This window comes from Dysgonomonas sp. HGC4 (assembly GCF_001261715.1).
Taxonomy (GTDB): domain Bacteria; phylum Bacteroidota; class Bacteroidia; order Bacteroidales; family Dysgonomonadaceae; genus Dysgonomonas_A.
In genome coordinates this window covers 1-16,895 of the sequence record NZ_CVRU01000033.1, presented here as the reverse complement: position 1 = coordinate 16,895, position 16,895 = coordinate 1, and the positions used below count along the sequence as shown (strand labels likewise).

Sequence of the window (16,895 nt, the reverse complement as noted above, 5' to 3'; positions counted from 1 at the left end):
TAGAATATGATCGCAGTATTCATCATACAGATCGAGTTCTAAAATCTTTATATAATAATATTGTGATGGAAGAGGGCAGCAGTGTCTGATCAATTTTTAGTTCCTTTTTTAGCAATACCTTATAATCTAGAAATTGGTACTGATGAAATTATTGATAAATATCTGGTTGATGGAAGATTGAATACTACAAATTTTAATTATATATTTTCTGAGGCAATCGGTTATCATGTTTCGGAAAAAGCAATAAAAAAAGCTAAAAATGACGGACTTTATTACTATCATGTAGATGGTAAAACGTATTTGTTTAATGACATAAAGAAATAGGAATATAAAAAGAATCTTTGAGCAAATCTGATTGAGTGGAGTAGAAAATAGTATCTTTGTCTCCAAATGTATGAAAGGCCTGAATTCGAACAGGGGCACCTCCTATTTGTTACTGATAAGTTGACTTATGTTGTAATAATTTGTTGAAAATTAAATTTAGCAACTACTAGATGATGTTTATTAAATTAAAAGAGTTAATAAGAAAATACAGAATAACATTACTAACTTTTATAATGTTATTTATATGTTGTATATATGAGAAAATACATACTCCTTTTTCACTCAGCCAATTGAGTCTTTCTAATTTGTTATGGGGGGGGGCTAATGTTTTGATTATTATCTCTATACTTTATCTCATATCAAGGATTCCCAAAATAAGGATAGTTTTTGTTTTGTTGTTATCTCTTTTGTTTACTATAGAGATGACGCATCTTTTAGCTTTTGGTACAAGAATTATGTTTGGAGGTATAGCATCAATGTTTGAAACTAATTCTACCGAGGCTAAAGCTATGGCGAGTCAACTCTGGGTTTGGTTTATTCCCATTTTGCTTATAACTTCTAGTTTATTTGTGCTGGTTTGTAGAGAGTTGACGGATTGTCGAAAAAACGTTTGGTTTTGTATATTAACTTTGTTTTTTTTGATGGTTATATTGCCGTCATCAATTATTCTCAAAAATATCTATAGATCAGAGCAGCGTACTGTTGTTTTTACTGAGTATCCTTTCTTTTTAATACAAGAAAAAACAGGTTTTAAATTACCATTCATTTATGGAACGATTGTAACATCTGTTGCTTATTATGTAGAAGCTAGCAAGTTTAATGAATTTATAAAGCTTGAAAGGGTGTTTCCTGAAGGTATTAGCTTGAAAAAAGGAGTGGATAGACCGCAAGTATTATATGTGTTGATCGGAGAAAGCTCTTTACGTACTCACTACAGTCTTTATAATTATAAAATCCCGACAACTCCTTGGTTAGATTCAATGAAGCAGATGCAGAAGTTATATTATGTGGACGGAGTTTCTCCTGCTTCTATAACACGAGATGCGTTGAAATTATCACTAAGTTTTGCAACGCCAATGAATCATCAACTTTTTTTTGAAAACTATAATGTTGTGGAATTAGCTAATTTAGCAGGTTATGAAACTTATTGGATATCTAATCAAGATAGATTAGGTGCATATGATAGCTATATTGGATTTATGGCATCATGTGCTAATTATTCCAAATTTTATAATTTTAAAGCAGATGATCTAGATTTAGTTGAAGTTGCAGACAGTTTATATAATAGCAGCAAGAATCAAGTTTTTTTTATACACCTTAAGGGTAGTCATGAATCTTATGGTGATAAGAGTGATAAAGAAGATCGGGTTATAGATCAGTATTATGATGAAAGTAACAAAGTTGTTTTGACATATGATAGAAGTATTTCTCATACTGACAGAGTCATAAAGAAAGTATACAATAATAGCAAAAACAGAAATGATTCAATATCTACTTTAGTCTACTATTATTCGGATCATGGAGAAATAATACATGTTGGACATGGTTTTTTGAATGCAAGTTCAGAGCAATTTCTTATTCCTTTTATTGTGATTCCTATAAACTATACTTTGAATATAGATGGAATTGTGAACCAATATTTAAATAATGGGCAATTAAATACAGTTAACTTCATAAATATTTTCGCTGAGAGTATTGGTTATTCAATCTCTGATACATTTTTAGATAGAGCTAAAAATGATGGGCTTTACTATTATCATGTTGATCGAAAGGTTTATAGTTTTAATGACATAAAGAAATAAAACAATCTAGAATACGGACTCATTTTGTTTTTAACAGTGCCATTTTCAAATATATTTATTAAATTTGGAGAATTGTAAAACCATAATGGAAAAGAACGATTCAAATTCTTGCAAATATGAAAAAAATCAATTTTAGCGCAGGTCCCTCAATTTTACCACAACAAACAATCGAAGAAACAGCAAAAGCTATTTTAGATTTCAATTCGTCCACATTGTCTCTTATGGAAGTTAGTCACAGAAGTAAAGATTTTATTGCTGTGATGGATGAAACTATCGCATTGTTTAAAGAATTGTTGAATGTACCTGAAGGCTATTCTGTTATATTTTTAGGTGGAGGTGCCAGTTTGCAATTCTGCATGGTTCCTTTTAACCTTTTAGAGAAAAAAGCTGCCTATCTAAATACAGGAACATGGGCAAGTAAGGCTCAGAAAGAGGCGAAATTATTTGGAGAAGTTATTGAAGTTGCAAGCTCTAAGGCTGACAATTTTTCATATGTACCAAAAGATTATACGATTCCTGCTGATGCGGATTATTTCCACATTACAACGAACAATACTATTTTCGGAACAGAATTACACACTGATTTAGATTCACCAGTGCCATTGATTGCCGATATGTCTTCTGATATATTCTCAAGAGTAATTGATGTCTCTAAATATGGTCTTATCTATGGTGGAGCACAAAAAAATCTAGCTCCAGCTGGTCTGACATTTGTTATTGTAAAAGACGATATACTTGGAAAAGTTTCTCGTAAGATACCTACAATGTTGGATTATAAAACACATATTGAAAACGAATCGATGTTTAATACACCTCCTGTAGTGCCTATTTATGCGGCTATGCAAACTCTTAGATGGTTGAAAGCTAATGGTGGAGTACCAGCAATGGAGAAAAAGAACAAAGAAAAAGCTGCTTCTCTGTATGCTGAAATAGATAGAAATCCATTATTCGTAGGAACCGCTGCTAAAGAAGATCGTTCGATAATGAATGTATGCTTTGTTATGGCTAAAGGTCATGAAGATAAAGAAGCTGACTTCTTGAAATTTGCAGTAAGCAAAGGTCTTGATGGATTGAAAGGTCACCGTTCGGTTGGAGGATTCAGAGCTTCTATTTACAATGCTATGCCTGCTGAAGGTGTTCAAGCATTAGTAGATGCAATGAAGGAATTCGAAAAGCAAAACGCATAACGAACTGAGACTTTAGTTTTAATTTAGAACAGTGTAATAAACATGAGTATAAAAGTATTAATCGCAACTGATAAACCTTTTGCTGCTGAAGCTGTAAAGGGAATCAAGAATGTAATAGATCAGGCAGGATATGAATTAGTTTTGCTTGAAAAATATACAGAAAAACAACAGCTATTGGATGCTGTGGCTAATGTAGATGCTGCAATTATCCGTAGTGATATTTTCGATAATGACGTTTTTGATGCTGCAAAGCAACTTAAAATAGTAGTACGTGCAGGTGCTGGATTTGATAATATCGATCTTGATGCTGCAACAGCTCACGGTGTATGTGCTATGAATACTCCCGGACAAAATGCAAATGCAGTAGCTGAATTAGCTTTTGGTCTGGCTGTGTATGCAGTACGTAATTTTTATAATGGAACATCGGGTACTGAATTGGCTGGCAAAAAACTGGGTATTCATGCTTACGGAAATGTAGGGCATAATGTTGCTCGTATTGCTAAGGGATTCAATATGGAAGTATATGCATTCGATCCTTTCCTTTCGGCAGAAGCTATCGAAAAAGAAGGTGTAAAAGCAGTGAAAACTGTTGAGGAATTGTATTCTACTTGCGAGTTCGTATCATTACATATACCTGCAACTGCTGAAACTAAAAATTCGATCAATTACGAATTGTTGAATAAACTACCTAAAAAAGCATTGTTAATAAACACTGCTCGTAAGGAAGTTATCAACGAAGCTGAGATTGTGAAGTTGATGGAAGATCGTACAGATGTAAAATATGTTACTGATATACTACCTTCTAATCATGCTGAAATGGCTGAGAAGTTTGCAGGAAGATATTTCTCTACACCTAAGAAAATGGGTGCTCAAACTGCAGAGGCTAATACAAATGCAGGAATTGCAGCAGCTAATCAGATCGTTGATTTTATTAAAAATGGCAACGAACGTTTCAGAGTAAACAAGTAATACTATAAGGTTTATTCCTTATTATATAAATAAAGGAGATTATTAAGATAATCTCCTTTATTGTTTTTATATACTCTTAGTTGATCCGTACGTATGATCCTCCCGTACGTTGTGCCTCTCCGGGTACATCCGTATTTCCCCATGTAGTATATATATATCCTGTAGCTGTATACTGCATATTCCAGAATGTTAGCATTAAGTAAGCTCTTGTTGATCCTTCGGGAATTTGTATCTGCTGAGTGAGAATAATTCGATTCTGAAGAGGACCACTTGTGTTGCTGGCTATGACGGGGTAAGCACCCACAAATCTTTTTACACCCCAATCTGTTGGTACATTTGTTGGTTGTAGGAAACCTTGTATGGTTTCGGTTCCGCTACCGTTTCTGTAAACCTCGACTTTAATACCTATTGAAACCAGATAATTACCGGGTCCGGGAAAATCGATATATAAATTTGAATACTGTACAATAGTTCCGGTTGTTTGGGTGTTGGTAAACTCAGATCGTACTCTCTGATAGTCTACCACAGTATAGCCGCTAAAATCGATGGGTCTCCAAGTAGCAAAGCCATCTTTGTCAGACATCAACGCCCTGCCTGCCTTTTGTGTTCCATCCACTAATTTAAAGCCGGGGATGGCAACACCATTTTCTTTACTATCAATATGTATTTTAGCCGTAGGACTAAGTACTCCTATACCTATATTACCCGTATTATCTATTATAACATCATCGGATACTAAAGGGCTGAAATCGGATACACTAGCAGTGTTATTTCCTTGTGCATCAATATGAATTAGTCTATTCGGTGTTTTGGTATTTATACCAACAAATTGAGGAAAAAGAGGTGTAGAGTATAATATAATAACTAATATAAATATTGTTTGAATTGTTGTTTTATCTAGATTCTTCATAATTTGTTTTTTTATTTAACGCGAATATAGGTACCTCCACTGAAGGTTGAATTATCGCCCAATATAGCAGATATTGTACCTGATGTAACAGAAAAATCGCCTGCCACGGATATTAATAATCCTGCAGTAAGACCCGTAGATGCATCTATATTGATATTCTGATTGATAAATAGTTGATATATATAAGTGGTTCCAACAATATGGACTGCTCGTGTTTGTACAGCTCCCGGAATATTTACAGTAGGAAATGATACAGAAGATATCACTCCAAAGACTGTTGGGGGGGAAGTAGCTGTTCTTGCAATGGTTATTCTGCATGATAATGCTATTGAGTACGATCCAAATCGGGGAAATGTAATTTTGAATTCAGGATTATATGAGTAGCTACTGCCCGTAAAAGTGGTTGCTGTGGTAGTGGTATATGGAATTGTACTGAATTGGCTTACATCGGATACAATCCAAGAAGCATTCCCGTTAGCACCAGACGATAGTATATTACCTTCTGCCTCATTCCCATCTTGTATAGCTAGTCCGTAGGTATTTACTGGTACTTCAATGTGTAGCTTTGTGTCAGGCGATATGGTTCCGGCACCAATATACCCTTTATTGTTGATGACGACATCATTTGCTATCGTTGCCGGAGTGGCTACTCCATCTCCTTTTCCATCAATATTAAATATACCTATTGGATTAGACGTGTTTATACCCACTTGAGAGTAAGCCGTTAAAGGAAAGAATATCCAGATAAGGATATATATATTATTTCTCATTTTGTTTTATTTTTATGAAGTAAGTTCAGTTATCTGAATTAGTCCTAATAATAGATTAGTTATATATTATAAGTTGATGGAATCGAAAAAGTTATGAAACCTTATTTAATTTTAATGTACGATCCACCCACTTCATCACTTGGTCTCCCCTCAGGGGTAAGGCTTGTTGTAGAAGTGCCCCATGAAACTTTTACAGTTTGGAGTGCAGACCATAAGCTGGTTTGTATAACTAAATACATTGTTTTGTAGTTTTCCTCAACTGTGATTGATTGGTTGAACTTGAAGAGTACCTCAGTGCCTCCATCTATCGCTCTGCTACTAGTGGCCGGAACTTCATATGATCCTTTAAAGCGAGGGCTCCCTCCCTGCCATATGGCTATTAAGTCAGGGCCTAATGCCGGTAGTAATTGTGCCCACGTTATTCTTTCGTAATTGGGTACATCTATATGTATTCTTACTCCGAGAGATACCGAATATACTCCGGTAGAGGGGAATTCAAACTTCAAGCCAGTATCATATAGTAGTAATGTTGAGTTAGCAGTGAGCCTGGTGTTTTGTTCATAGGGAATAGTTCCAAAGCTACTTAAGCCTGCTTCACCCCAAGTTCCTACTCCGTTATCATCTGAGATTAAGATCTTTTTGGCAGCTTCATTTCCGTCTTGTAATCTTAGCGGTGGAGTAGTACCATTGCTTACAATATGTACTTTAGCTTTAGGGGTGATCGTGCCTATGCCAATATCACCATTTGTAGTGACCACCACATCATCATCATTTTTATTTATAGCAGAGGTGCTATTGTTGCCTTGTGAGTCGATATGGAAAAGACTCTGAGGGTTCTCTGTGTTTATCCCTATTTGGGCTTGTAGAAGACCAATAGAGAATATCCAGAGTATGAACAAATACATTCTTTTCATTATGCTTGCTATTAATGTGTGTTATTTTTTATCAAAACTGTTGTTGGGTTTTATTGAGAATCTTTGGTTTTTCAAAAATAGAAAGCAGCGATATGTAATCTCTACATATCACTGCCGGACATAGTTGTGCCATAGGCAAGCTTTTAGCTCGCATAGAGTTTGAACGACAACAACAAAACAAATCTGCTACGCGATAAAGACTACCGGTACAACTACTAATATGTTTATTGGGGTTTTTATTATTGGAGAATAATTCGTACTTTATGGGGAAAATAAAGGATAAACGGAAAAATTCTTTTAGATTTTTTTTTAATTCAAGTAGAGTATCTGTTATTAGCTCTCTCTCTCTCTCTCTCTCTCTCTCTCTCTCTCTCTCTCTCTAATATTTTCGCATACAAATCAAAATCTAAAAAGTTAAACTTTAGATTGTTAAGGATTATTGTGTATGTTAAATAGTTAGACATTGAATGCTGTAAAGAGTTATTTATCAGAGACAAATATATGAATTTATTTTAGATACCCCAAAAGTAGATTTTATTTTAAGTCCTTTTTAGTTTAACCTCGAAATTTGTTTCACCCCTCTTACAGTACGTAATTTTTTCATCAAGCTTTCGAGCGTGTTTGTATCTTGAAGTGTAACTGAAAGGTTGCCCTGAAACAAGCCATCATTCGAATCAATACTTATCGAGCGAAGTGTTATACCTTGTTCTTTAGATATGATAGATGTAAGATTAGTCACAATTCCAATATCATCGGCACCAACCACACGTAGTACAATAGTATAAGATGAACCTGATTTGCCTGACCAACGAGCCGGTATAACCCGATAGCCGAAACGTGAAAACATATCATGGGCATTAGGGCAATTGACTCTATGTATCTTTATACCTTGTAAGGAAATAAAACCGAACACCTCATCCCCATAGATAGGGTTGCAGCATTTAGCTAGAGAATAATCTATACCTTTTAAATCTTTGTCGAGAATGAGTTCATCCGTAGTCTTAGCATTACTTTGCGCTACGGTTTGTGGCTGTATCGTATAAGTTTCGGCACTGACCATCTCATGTTTATCGTGAAGTTCGGCTTCGCGCTTCTCTAACTCCAAGTATTGATCTATGATCGTATTTACATCCAAAGCCTCCTGAGCAATCTTGATATAGAAGTCTGTAACGGTTTTAAAGCCTTTCTTCTTTATCAGTCGCATCATTACGCCTTCATCTTCATCTATCTTTTTATTTTTAAACCGTCTTTTTAAAAGTTCTTTTGCATACTCAACTTGCTTGTTAGACTCCTCTTTTAGTCTTTGGCGTATTTTATTTTTCGCTTTAGATGTTGTTACAAAATTCAACCAATCTTGTTTGGGTACTTGATTGGCGGAGGTCATAATCTCTATTTGGTCGCCACTGTTCAATTTGTGACGGATAGATACATTCTTGCCATTGACTTTACCCGATACGCAGGTTGAACCTAGCTTGGTGTGTATAGAAAAAGCAAAATCGAGAATCGTAGCTCCTTTAGGAAGTTTATGTAAATCGCCCTTTGGGGTAAATACATAAATCTCATCATCATAGATATCGAGCTTAAAATCTTCAAGCTTTTCGTTATTTGCTACATTTTTGTTCTCTAATGTCTCGCGTAAAGTGGTTAGCCAATCGTCAATATTCGATTCGCTCTTTACTCCTTTGTATTTCCAGTGGGCGGCTAAGCCTCGTTCCGCAATCTCGTCCATACGACGGGTTCGTATCTGTACTTCTACCCATCTAGATTGAGGTCCCATGACGGTAATGTGCAGAGATTCATATCCATTGCTCTTTGGTATAGATAACCAATCTTTAAGCCTTTTAGGGTTAGGTTGATATAAATCCGTTACAATAGAATAAATCTGCCAACACTCAGCCTTCTCTTTTGGTTGAGGTGAATCGAGTACTATGCGAATAGCAAAGAGATCGTATATAGACTCAAACTCAACTTTCTGTTTCTTTAGTTTATTATGAATGGAATATATCGATTTTACTCGTCCCTTTATATCATATTTAAGTCCGGTCTCTTTTAGCTTTTCTTCGAGGGGAGCTATAAATTCGGCAATATATTGATCACGTACATCTTTACTCTCATTTAATTTCTGAGATATATAGTCGTACATGTTTCGATCGGTATATTTTAGATACAGATCTTCCAATTCCGATTTTATATTGTATAAGCCAAGCTTATGTGCCAGAGGAATATAGATGTAAGACGATTCGATAGATAATTTCAAGCGAATTGCCTCGTCTGCTTGGCTGGCTTTCCTCATTAAGTAGAGCCTGTTGGCAATCATAATTAATATCACCCTCATATCTTCAGCGAAAGAGAGTAATAGCTTGATGAAATTCTCAGATTCTAAACTTGTCTGATTAGCTTCAAGGTGATTTATTTTCATCAATCCCTTTACTATATCGGCTACCTCAGGATCAAATGTTTGTTTAATCTGATCTATTGTTATTATCTTATTAAGAGCAGGTCTGTATAATAGGTTAGCTATTACAGCCGCTTTTCTTAACCCTATTTCGTTGATTACTATAAGTACAGTGCTTAATACTGTAATAAGATGGTAATACTTTTTATTTTTCGCTTTATATATATCTTGTGATATACCTTCTTTGATGGTAGATCTCAAGAATGATTCTTCTTGGGCTGAAATTTGTAATTCTTTTGACTTTGCAGACAGTTGAAGTACCAAAGATTTAAACTCGTCTTCTTGTGCACTATAATTTTTCATTGCTTGTGTACAATTTATCTTTTTATCCTAAAACATATATACTTGAATGTAAAAATAATATTTTCATTTCACATTGGGCTTTTGTTTGCTTCCTTTTATTCTAAAATTTACCAATAATAGAGCTTTTAGCTTTTACATCAGATAAAAACATTTTGTACCTTTGAGTAAATTATGAATGATATGAATGCGGATAAATTACAACGGTTAGAAAAAAATAAGAAGTTTCGAAAAAAGTTTTATAATAAGGAAGTCTGGAAAAATTATGCAATTATACCACCTTCTGTAATTCTTTTTGCCTCTTTGTTTGGGGTTCTGTTTTTGTTTAATACTGATCGTCTTTTTAGTTTGTATGTTATTCCTTGCATTATTTTACTTCTTTTGGGGACAATCTGGCTAAAGGCGGTTCGTAAATATATTATAACTCAAAAGATCTCGGATGACAGACCTTTTCTTATTTGTTCTTGTATTCCATTAATGGAGAAGAATAAAAAAACAATAATGATGTTTTCCTCAGGATATAATAGGCATAACAAAAATTATTTGGAGAAAAAGAGAAAAGAGATTTTAGAGAGAATTTCTGGAGGTGATGATTCGCTTGATTTAACGTCTAATTCGGGCGTAAAACTTATTCCAGATTCCGATGTTTATATCGTTATTCCCTCATTCTCTGATCGAATAGCGAACAAAAAAGGGAATGTGAGTGTTAATAGATATGTTATATTTAATAATGAAAATAGAATTAAATATATAACTGCTCGAGAATTGGAGAGCTTTTCTTGAGATAAAGTGTTAAATATAGCCTAATTTATGTGTTATTAGTTGAAGAATATTGTTTTAAATTTTTTCTGTGATTATCTTTGTAGCTGAATCGTGATTTTATTGTTAAATATTCACGTGTATTATAAAGTTGGTTTATGTTAAATTTAGGTTTCAAAATAAAGAAGGGTCTAGTTGTATTTATTTTTCTACTGCTAATCCCGTTTGTTGCTCATTCAGTACCAGGTACATTTGCTGCGCCAACAAGTTTTCTTCCAATGGAAGATGCTCTTTCGGCAGCTCGAGGTACTCCTGAATTTGTAAATGAAAATATTAAGCCATATAGACAATCATTTAATTTAGGAAATGAATCGGTTCGAAATGGATATGTTAATTTTACCTCAACAGATATACTTGCCTTTATATTTTTAGCCGGAGTTTATTTGATGTTTGTTAGACGAAATTCGCAATCAAGAAACGCCTCTTTTTAAATTAGAATAAAATATTGTAATCTCTATTATATAGAAAGCAAGCCTGTTTAGGTTTGCTTTTTTTATTTTAATGATATACTGATAGTGGATATCTTTTCTATATTTGTGTACTATTAATCCTAAATATGTTTTCTTATGCATCAAATATTTACAAATAGAGATTTAGAGCAATTTAAAGCAATGGGAGTTGATGTTGCTACTGTTGAGTCTCAAATCGATCGTTTTAAAACAGGGTTCCCTTTTCTTGAAATTGTAAATTTCGCTACTAATGGAAAAGGTATTGTAGTTGTGGACTCTTCTGAACATGATAAATATAAAGCTATTTGGGATGAATATTGTAAGACTGAGCATTCGGTAGTTAAATTTGTGCCGGCTTCTGGAGCGGCCAGTAGAATGTTTAAGGATTTGTTTGAGTTCTTGCAAGGAGAATCAAATCTACTTGAAAAAGATTCTATTAAAGTCTTTTTTGATAATATAGAAAAGTTTGCCTTTTTTGAAGATCTGAATAAAATGTGTATTGAAATAAAAGGTAATGATGCTAATTCTCTTATCCTTAAAGGTCAATATGCAGCTATTTTAGAGACTCTTCTCTTGAAAGATGGTTTGAATTATGGAGGACTGCCTAAGGGTTTGTTGAAATTTCACGCATATAAGGATAAGAATAGAACACCTGTTGAAGAGCATCTTGTTGAGGCTAGTCAGTATGCAAGGATCTCTGATGGGAAAGCAGTTTTGCATTTTACGGTTTCACCCGAACATCGTAGTTTGTTTCAAAATCTGATTGATTTGGTTAAAATTGAATATGAAAAGGCTCTGGGTGTAAAGTTTGATATAAGCTTTAGTGAGCAGAAAAAAAAGACTGATACTATAGCCGTTGATAAAGATAATCAGCCATTTGAGGATGGTGATAATTTGCTCTTTCGTCCGGGAGGGCATGGCGCTTTAATCGAAAATCTGAACGATTTGTCTTCTGATGTTATTTTTGTAAAAAATATAGATAATGTAGTTCCCGATAAATTAAAGGGAGAAGAAACCTTTTATAAGAAGATATTAGCTGGGTATCTTGTGGATATTCAGTCGCGGATATTTCAGTATCTCAACTTGATAGATTCAGGTGTTTATTCAAGAGAAGAGCTTCTCGAGGTTCTTTACTTTTTACAAGATGATTTGAATGTGAAAAATCCAGAGACTAAATATTTGGAAGATGCAGAACTGGTTTTGTACCTACAGCGAAAATTAAATCGTCCAATAAGAGTCTGTGGTATGGTTAAAAATGTTGGCGAAGCTGGTGGTGGGCCCTTTTTTGCTGTTAATGAGGATGGCACAGTCTCTCTTCAGATACTCGAAAGCTCTCAGATTGATTTAACTGATCCCCAGAAGAAGGGTTTGTTTGCTAGCGGAACTCACTTTAATCCTGTAGATATCGTTTGTGCTGTAAAGGATTATAAAGGAGGGAAATTTGACTTAATTGATTATATTGATCAAAATACAGGTTTTATTAGCGAAAAGACAAAAGAGGGTAAAGCTCTTAAAGCTTTAGAATTGCCAGGTCTTTGGAATGGAGCTATGTCTGACTGGAATACGGTGTTTGTAGAAGTTTCTCTTGAAACTTTCAATCCAGTTAAAAGTGTTAATGATTTATTGCGGAAAGAACATCTTTCTTGAGTCTGAATTTGGCTTAAAAAGCTCTTTTGTTAATGTTTATTTTGTTTAAAATATATTTATCTTTATATTTGTGGCTTGAAAAAATTACAAATTGGTGATTTTAACAAAACTTTAAATGACAAAAACAGCATTAATAACAGGTGTTACTGGCCAAGATGGAGCGTATTTATCAGAATTTCTGATAAAGAAAGGATACACTGTTCATGGTATTAAGAGAAGATCTTCTCTTTTTAACACTGATAGAATAGACCATTTATATCAAGATCCTCATGAAGATCATAGAGACTTAGTTCTTCATTATGGTGATATGACAGATAGTATGAATCTAACGCGAATAATAGGCGAGATTCAGCCAGACGAGATTTATAATCTTGCAGCTATGAGTCATGTGAAAGTGAGCTTTGATATTCCTGAGTATACAGCTAATGCTGATGGTATAGGTACTTTGAGGTTGTTAGAAGCCGTTCGCTTACTAGGATTAACTGATAAAACTCGTATTTATCAAGCTTCTACTTCAGAATTATATGGATTAGTACAAGAGATACCACAAAAAGAGACTACTCCTTTCTATCCAAGAAGTCCGTATGCGGTAGCTAAGTTATATGCATATTGGATTACGGTTAATTATCGTGAGGCGTACGGAATGCATGCGAGCAACGGTATCCTGTTTAATCACGAATCGCCTCTTAGAGGAGAAACTTTCGTTACGCGAAAAGTTACCAGAGCTGTATCTAGAATCGTTTTAGGGATTCAGGATAAAGTTTTTATGGGTAATCTTTCAAGTAAGAGAGATTGGGGACACGCTAAAGATTATATCAAAGCGATGTATCTGATCTTGCAACAAGATACTCCAGACGATTATGTAATATCTACAGGTATAACAACAACTATACGAGATTTTATAAAAATGTCGTTCCTTGAAGTTGGAGTAACTGTGGAGTTTAAAGGAGAGGATGTACTCGAAGAAGGCTTTATTGCTGCTATTGACGAAGTTAAATTTGTAAGTAAAGTAGGTGTGGAGTATTTAGAAGCCTTCAATAAAAGAATCGGTGATTCTGTTGTTGGTGTTGATCCTGCTTATTTTAGACCAACAGAAGTTGATATATTGATAGGAGATAATACAAAAGCGAAAGAAAAATTAGGATGGGAGCCATCCTATGATCTAAAGGCTTTATGCGAAGATATGATAAGTCATGATGTAACCTTGATGAAGAAGGAAGAGTTCTTACGAAAAGGAGGTTATAAGATCCTTAATTATTTTGAGTAACAAAATGATTGATAAATCTTCAAAAATATATATCGCAGGACATCGGGGATTAGTAGGATCGGCTATTTTGAAGAATCTTAAAAGTCGAGGATATACTAACTTTGTGTTGCGTACTCATTCTGAACTTGATTTAAAAGATCAATCAGCTGTTGCTCGTTTCTTTGAAGAAGAAAAGCCTGAATACGTCATTTTAGCGGCGGCTAAAGTTGGAGGTATTATTGCTAATAATAAATATAGAGCAGATTTTATTTATGAAAACTTGATGATTCAAAATAATGTTATTCATCAAGCTTATTTGAATAAAGTAAATAAATTAGTATTTTTAGGTAGTACCTGTATTTATCCCAAAGAAGCTCCTCAGCCAATGTCGGAAGACTCGCTGTTGACTTCTCCATTGGAATATACAAATGAACCATATGCTATAGCTAAGATCGCAGGAATAAAAATGTGTGAAAGTTATAATATTCAATATGGAACTAATTTTTTGGCGGTAATGCCGACTAATTTATACGGACCTAATGATAACTTTGATTTAGAGAAATCACATGTTCTTCCAGCTTTGATACGGAAAATGTATTTAGGGAAATGTTTGGAGGATAAAAAATGGGATTTGATCAGATTAGATTTTAAGCAGAGACCAATTGAAAATGTTGATGAAAAATCTAGTGAATCTGAAATCTTATCTATGTTAAATAAGTACGGAATAAGTCAAGCTTCAGATCAAGATGTGAAAATTGAGATTTGGGGATCAGGAAGGCCCATGAGAGAGTTTCTTTGGAGTGAAGATATGGCTGATGCTACGATTCATGTCATGGAGTCTGTGAACTTTTTGGACTTAATAAATGTTACAATAGATAAGGAAATTCGAAATACTCATATTAATGTTGGTACGGGTACGGATATTTCGATAAAAGAACTAGCTTTGCTAGTACAAAAAATAGTTGGTTTTAAAGGTCGCTTGTGGTTTAATACCGAAAAACCTGATGGAACCATCAAGAAGTTGACAGACGTTTCTAAGTTACATTCTTTAGGATGGAAGCATAAGGTGGAAATTGATGAAGGCGTAAACTTGATTTATAATTGGTATGAAAATACTAAAAAATAAGAATTTAACTGTTTAACTATAATTAATTGATTATGAAAAAGGTAAGTTTACTTTTGTGTTTAGCTCTTGCTGGCATAAGTGCTACTGCTCAAGAAAGCGGAGTTAGTGCTGAAGCAGGAAGAAAAGCAACTTTCGCTCGTAACGGATTCTGGGATAACTGGTTTGTCGGTGCTGGTGCTGGTGCTAGTGTTTATTTTGGTCCAAGTGATCAACATGCAGATTTCTTAGATCGTATGACTGTTAATCCTTCGGTTTTCGTTGGAAAATGGTTCAATCCATACTTAGGAGTACGTTTCCGTGGTCAAGGTGGTAAAATCCATACTTTCAGTGGAAATGAAGGACAAAACATGTACAGCATGACTCACGTAAATGCTACTGTTGACTTCATGTTCAACGTAACAAATTACTTGGGTAAATACAATGAGAATCGTTTTTATAACTTTATCCCTACTGTAGGTATTGGTTATGATCACCGTTTCGAAGACAAATTCAAACAACGTGGATTCAATGGTCCTACATTCAATGCTAGTTTATTGAATACATTCAGAATTACAGATAAATTATCTGCATTTGCTGAAGTAGGTGGATTTATTGTTGAAAGAAGATTTGATAGAGGTCCTCAAGGTAAAACTCATTGGAATGGAATCGCTACAGGTACTGCAGGTCTTATCCTAAAAGTAGGAAAATCTGGATTCGAAGAAGCTGTTCTTATGGACACAGATTTACTTAATGACTTGAACGGTCAAATCAACAAATTGAGAAGAGAAAACGACGATTTGAGAAATCGCAAACCAAACTGTCCTCCAGCAGTACCATGCCCAGAGGTAGCAGCTCCATCTGCAGTTTCTCCTGATACTTACATTCCTAATGTAGTATTCTTCCGTCTAAATAGTGCTAACATTGATAACAATCAAGAAGTTAGTATCTATAACACTGCTCAATTCTTGAAATCTAATCCAGATGCTAAGATTAAGATCATTGGTTATGCTGATAAATTAACAGGTACAGCAGAATACAATCTTAAACTGTCTGAAAGACGTGCAAGAAACGTTGCTAAAGTTCTTACTGATAAATACAAAATCAGTAGCGACCGCATCAAAATTGAATGGAAAGGTTCTTCTGAACAACCATACAAAGAAAATGCATGGAACCGTGTTGCTATTTTCTTCGCTCAATAATATTAGCGTAGAATATAAAATAGAAAGAAGCTGCCTTAGGGTAGCTTCTTTTGTTTTTGATCTGATTTGTTCTTGTTTTAGAATGAACTAAAGATCAATAGTATCTTAGTTGATTTCTATTTTTTCCGACAGAGAGATATGAAAAAAGAAAGCCGCATAAAAGATTATCTTTTATGCGGCTTTTAATCCTAATCTACTTAGTGTAGAATTTATTTTTCAGCTACTAAAGCGGTGTTATTGCTGTTAATAGAAGTCATATTCAATACTATCAAATACTTTTTGTATTGTTCTGCAGACAGTACGCTTTTTGTATTTGCTAAGTTAAAAGCTAATGCTCTTTTTACTTCTTTGTCCGAATCGGCTCCACTACGAGAAGCTTTTTCCATTTTTTGAGAAGATAATTCGAATATTTCTTTCAAATATCTTTGTTGTTCGTAATCTGCTCCCAAATAATTTACCAGTCCGTTGAATTTTTCCTTCTCATTTAATTTTGAAAGGAATGCATAGTTGCCATCTGCTGCGAAAGAAATAGAACTTAATGAAAAAAGAGCAACTGCTAAAATAAATAAACGTTTCATAACCTAAAATTTTAAAATAAAACAATCTTTTGATAACCGTAATTGTAACCTAACCTAAATAAAAAAAAGACAGAACACACCTATGTTTTTAATTCATGGTATATTCTGTCTGTAGATTTATGATGCAAATATACAAAATTTTCTCAGGTAAAACAAATTAAAGGATGTTTGTGTGATATTTTAACATTGAAAATCTTTATATGATATCATTCTGGTTTATA

General features: G+C 34.2%; 15 protein-coding genes. 10 read left to right on the top strand and 5 right to left on the bottom strand.

From position 1 onward, the window contains the following. Positions 1–81: 81 nt before the first annotated feature. From HGC4_RS03565 to HGC4_RS03550, 4 genes are all read left to right on the top strand, one after another. Positions 82–324: a hypothetical protein gene (locus tag HGC4_RS03565; RefSeq protein WP_050708749.1), complete on the top strand. Its 243-nt coding sequence runs from the start codon at positions 82–84 to the stop codon at positions 322–324. A 170-nt stretch (positions 325–494) separates the two neighbouring features. Further along, the gene (locus HGC4_RS03560; protein WP_082204058.1) at positions 495–2,126 is read left to right on the top strand and encodes a phosphoethanolamine transferase; all 1,632 of its coding nucleotides are present in this window, start codon (positions 495–497) and stop codon (positions 2,124–2,126) included. 116 nt (positions 2,127–2,242) lie between these two features. Beyond that, on the top strand, positions 2,243–3,313 hold the full coding sequence (gene serC, locus HGC4_RS03555) for a 3-phosphoserine/phosphohydroxythreonine transaminase (RefSeq protein ID WP_050708747.1): 1,071 nt from the start codon (positions 2,243–2,245) through the stop codon (positions 3,311–3,313). A 48-nt stretch (positions 3,314–3,361) separates the two neighbouring features. After that, entirely contained in the window at positions 3,362–4,282 is a 921-nt protein-coding gene (locus HGC4_RS03550) for a 3-phosphoglycerate dehydrogenase (protein WP_050708751.1), read from the top strand. 76 nt (positions 4,283–4,358) lie between these two features. Here the strand turns inward: HGC4_RS03550 and HGC4_RS03545 are convergent, their stop codons facing one another. From HGC4_RS03545 to HGC4_RS03530, 4 genes are all read right to left on the bottom strand, one after another. Next, positions 4,359–5,192: a hypothetical protein gene (locus HGC4_RS03545; protein WP_050708746.1), complete on the bottom strand. Its 834-nt coding sequence runs from the start codon at positions 5,190–5,192 to the stop codon at positions 4,359–4,361. A gap of 11 nt (positions 5,193–5,203) precedes the next feature. Next, positions 5,204–5,962: a hypothetical protein gene (locus HGC4_RS03540; protein ID WP_050708745.1), complete on the bottom strand. Its 759-nt coding sequence runs from the start codon at positions 5,960–5,962 to the stop codon at positions 5,204–5,206. 101 nt (positions 5,963–6,063) lie between these two features. Continuing rightward, positions 6,064–6,876, bottom strand: coding sequence for a hypothetical protein (locus tag HGC4_RS03535; protein ID WP_157258094.1), 813 nt, complete (start codon positions 6,874–6,876; stop codon positions 6,064–6,066). 550 nt (positions 6,877–7,426) lie between these two features. After that, complete coding sequence (locus HGC4_RS03530) at positions 7,427–9,634, bottom strand: RelA/SpoT family protein (protein WP_082204057.1); 2,208 nt, start codon at positions 9,632–9,634, stop codon at positions 7,427–7,429. 171 nt (positions 9,635–9,805) lie between these two features. On the opposite strand from HGC4_RS03530, the gene HGC4_RS03525 reads away from it, so the two are divergent. The 6 genes from HGC4_RS03525 (at position 9,806) to HGC4_RS03500 (ending at position 16,096) form a co-directional block, all read left to right on the top strand. Next, on the top strand, positions 9,806–10,414 hold the full coding sequence (locus HGC4_RS03525; RefSeq protein ID WP_050708743.1) for a hypothetical protein: 609 nt from the start codon (positions 9,806–9,808) through the stop codon (positions 10,412–10,414). Positions 10,415–10,548: 134 nt separating this feature from the next. Continuing rightward, a complete protein-coding gene (locus HGC4_RS03520) occupies positions 10,549–10,881 on the top strand; it encodes a hypothetical protein (RefSeq protein WP_050708742.1) in 333 nt (110 codons plus the stop codon). 144 nt (positions 10,882–11,025) lie between these two features. Next, on the top strand, positions 11,026–12,546 hold the full coding sequence (locus tag HGC4_RS03515; protein WP_373419304.1) for a DUF4301 family protein: 1,521 nt from the start codon (positions 11,026–11,028) through the stop codon (positions 12,544–12,546). 115 nt (positions 12,547–12,661) lie between these two features. Then, entirely contained in the window at positions 12,662–13,813 is a 1,152-nt protein-coding gene (gene gmd, locus HGC4_RS03510) for a GDP-mannose 4,6-dehydratase (RefSeq protein ID WP_050708740.1), read from the top strand. Positions 13,814–13,820: 7 nt separating this feature from the next. Beyond that, positions 13,821–14,918 carry a GDP-L-fucose synthase family protein gene (locus HGC4_RS03505; protein WP_304437589.1) on the top strand — a complete coding sequence of 366 codons (1,098 nt, stop codon included), beginning with the start codon at positions 13,821–13,823 and terminating at the stop codon, positions 14,916–14,918. A gap of 32 nt (positions 14,919–14,950) precedes the next feature. Beyond that, positions 14,951–16,096 (top strand): OmpA family protein, encoded by a 1,146-nt coding sequence (locus HGC4_RS03500; RefSeq protein ID WP_050708738.1) that lies wholly within the window; start codon positions 14,951–14,953, stop codon positions 16,094–16,096. A 209-nt stretch (positions 16,097–16,305) separates the two neighbouring features. On the opposite strand, the gene HGC4_RS03495 is transcribed toward HGC4_RS03500, so the two are convergent. Next, positions 16,306–16,674 carry a hypothetical protein gene (locus tag HGC4_RS03495; protein WP_050708737.1) on the bottom strand — a complete coding sequence of 123 codons (369 nt, stop codon included), beginning with the start codon at positions 16,672–16,674 and terminating at the stop codon, positions 16,306–16,308. Positions 16,675–16,895 lie beyond the last annotated feature (221 nt).